The sequence below is a fragment of the Pseudovibrio sp. W74 genome (assembly GCF_001623085.1).
In the GTDB taxonomy this organism is placed as follows: Bacteria; Pseudomonadota; Alphaproteobacteria; order Rhizobiales; family Stappiaceae; genus Pseudovibrio.
In genome coordinates, this window is the sequence record NZ_LMCJ01000039.1 from 1 (window position 1) to 1,526 (window position 1,526).

General features: G+C 47.1%; 1 protein-coding gene. It reads right to left on the reverse strand.

Annotated features, from left to right (window positions below; all coding sequences use genetic code 11):
• Positions 1–1,128, reverse strand: a 1,128-nt coding sequence (locus PsW74_RS19020; protein ID WP_063305857.1) for a flagellin, incomplete at its 3' end; no start/stop codon positions are given.
• Positions 1,129–1,526 lie beyond the last annotated feature (398 nt).

Sequence of the window (1,526 nt, forward strand, 5' to 3'; positions counted from 1 at the left end):
GCTGAGGATGTTCTGGGAACCAGAGTTAGCGATAGACAGAGCCTGAATACCGAGCTGCTGCTGGGTCTGAAGAGCCTGCAGACGAGTGGATTCAGCATTCATGTCGGCATCAACGAGCTGACCGATACCGCGATCAATTGCATCAGACAGGTTGCTTGCAAACTCTTTCTGCATGTCAACACGTGACTTAGCAGAACCGAGCTCAGTTGCTGCATCAGTGATTGCAGAAAGCTGACCGTCAACAACATCGATGTAAGCTGCAAGAATACCGTTATCTACTGCATTGTTACCAAGCGTAGAAATATCGAGTTCTAAGAAGGATTCGGAACCACCCGTTAGTGCAGTGAGCCTAGTCGCCACATTACCACTTACGGTATCAGCCATTGCCTGAGTGAAGTTAGTTTTATCCGCATCAGAAAGCCCCTCAAAGTGCTTAATGATCGCCGCCTCTGAAGCCTTACGGATAATGCCATCCTCATCGCCTGCAGCAACAGTAACATCGAGAGAGCCAATATCACCAGTAGCCATAGCAACGTTATCGACAGCATCACCCATCAAATCCGTTGTCAGGATGCCGGTGTTATCAGCCGCAGTTGCGCGCGTATCAACCAAAACAGTTGTACGAGTATCAACAACGATATTCTCAATCTGTGTGTTGCCAGCTGCATCACGCGTGAAAGAACCAGCGATCTCTTTATTGAGAGCATCTGTAGCCATGTCCTGCTGCAGCCAGTTTTCACCGGAGAAAGTTGCAGAAGAGGCGATGGTTTCAAGCTGCTTTTGAAGCTGCTCAACGTCCGCCTGGATCTTTTCGCGATCAACAGTACCGTTGGTCGCTGCTGTCAGCTTATCTTTAATCTGGCTAACGATCTCAACTGTCTGATCCATAGCAGTGAACGCTACATCAACAGTCGCAGCACCAAGACCCAAGGAATCCTTCACAGCTGAGAGAGCTGAGTTATCAGACTTCATGGTTGTTGCGATAGACCAGTAAGCCGCATTGTCAGAAGCATCAGCAACACGCATACCTGTAGAGATACGGTTCTGAGTGGTTGCCATGCTGTCGTTGATACCACGAAGAGTGGTCAACGCTACCATTGCGGAGGAATTCGTCAAAAGAGAAGACATAATAGTTGCCCCTAAATAATAAGAATTGGGACATTCCGGATTAAATTCCCGGAGTTACAGAGTTGCATCATGCACTTTGAATAGTCAAAGCCTGTAACGGTCAGTAAGACTTACACGCGAAACTTACGTCAAGCTGATTGAAATGTAAGATTTTACGAAATACACGCAATATTTCGCCCTTGATGAGATCAACATAAATGACCGCGTAAAGCGAACACAAATTGAAGACAGAAAATCCAACAAAAGACTTCAACAATAACAAGAAAAAGGCCCCGGCGACTAACCGGGACCTTAAAGCTTCTAAGGTTCTCAGAGTTTTCCGACTTAACGGAACAGGCTGAGGATGTTCTGGGAACCAGAGTTAGCGATAGACAGAGCCTGAATACCGAGCTGCTGCT